The sequence below is a fragment of the Clostridium aestuarii genome (genome assembly GCF_026735135.1).
GTDB lineage: Bacteria > Bacillota > Clostridia > Clostridiales > Clostridiaceae > Clostridium_H > Clostridium_H aestuarii.
The window spans coordinates 1-1,132 of the sequence record NZ_JAPQER010000024.1 but is presented as its reverse complement, the minus strand read 5'-3'; the positions used below and the strand labels follow the sequence as shown (position 1 = coordinate 1,132).

The window sequence follows — 1,132 nt, the reverse complement described above, 5'->3', positions numbered from 1 at the left end:
AGCTGCAAGAGCTAAATGGGCAGCAACAGATTGTGCTATGTATGTAACAACTGAAGCAGTTCAACTTATGGGTGGATATGGATATATTAAGGATTACTCATTAGAAAGAATGATGAGAGATGCTAAGGTAACTCAAATTTATGAAGGAACTAACCAAGTTCAAAGAATGGTTATTTCAGGAAATATATTTAGATAATTAAGGAGGGGTTTAGGCATGAATATAGTAGTATGTTTAAAACAAGTTCCAGATACAACAGAAGTTAAAATAGATCCAAAAACAGGAACACTTATAAGACAAGGAGTTCCATCAATCATCAACCCAGATGATAAAAATGCTTTAGAAGAAGCATTAAGATTAAAAGATGCAAATGAAGCAAAAGTTACAGTAATCAGCATGGGACCTCCACAAGCAGAAGCAGCATTAAGAGAAGCTATTGCAATGGGAGCAGACGAAGCAGTTTTAATTTCAGACAGAGCATTTGCAGGAGCAGATACATTAGCAACTTCACATGCATTAGCAGCAGCGTTAAAGAAATTAGACTATGATATAATATTTGCAGGAAGACAAGCTATCGATGGAGATACAGCACAAGTAGGACCAGAAATAGCAGAACATTTAGGACTTGCACAAGTAACTTATGTAGAAAAAGTAGAAGTTAAAGAAGATACATTAAAAGTAAGAAGAGCATTAGAAGATGGATATGAAGAATTAGAAGTAAAAATGCCATGTCTATTAACAGCTATTGGAGAATTAAATGAACCAAGATACATGAGCATGAAGAATATCTTCACAACATTCGAAAAAGAAGTTAAAGTATGGAGTGCAGATGATATAGATGTAGATAAAGCTCTTTTAGGATTAAAAGGTTCACCAACAAAAGTTAAAAGATCAATGACAAAAGAACCAAAAGGAAAAGGTGAAGTAGTTACATTATCAGCAAAAGAAGCAGCAACATTTGCAGTTTCAAAATTAAAAGAAAAGCACTACGTTTAATATATAAGAAGCAGGAGGGAAATAGGATGAATATAGCAGATTACAAAGGTATATGGGTATTTGCTGAACAAAGAGATGGAGAACTTCAAAAAGTAGCATTAGAATTAATCGGAAAAGGAAGAGAACTTGCAGATGATT

2 protein-coding genes and 1 pseudogene are annotated in these 1,132 nt (G+C 33.8%); all 3 read left to right on the top strand.

Features of this window, described 5'->3' with window-relative positions; translation table 11 throughout:
* Window positions 1-196, top strand: a 196-nt coding sequence (locus tag OW763_RS16760; protein WP_268042738.1) for an acyl-CoA dehydrogenase family protein, incomplete at its 5' end; no start/stop codon positions are given.
* 18 nt (window positions 197-214) lie between these two features.
* Window positions 215-994, top strand: coding sequence for an electron transfer flavoprotein subunit beta/FixA family protein (locus tag OW763_RS16755; RefSeq protein WP_268042736.1), 780 nt, complete (start codon window positions 215-217; stop codon window positions 992-994).
* Between the two features lie 26 nt (window positions 995-1,020).
* Window positions 1,021-1,132, top strand: a pseudogene (locus tag OW763_RS16750) (electron transfer flavoprotein subunit alpha); the annotation flags it as partial.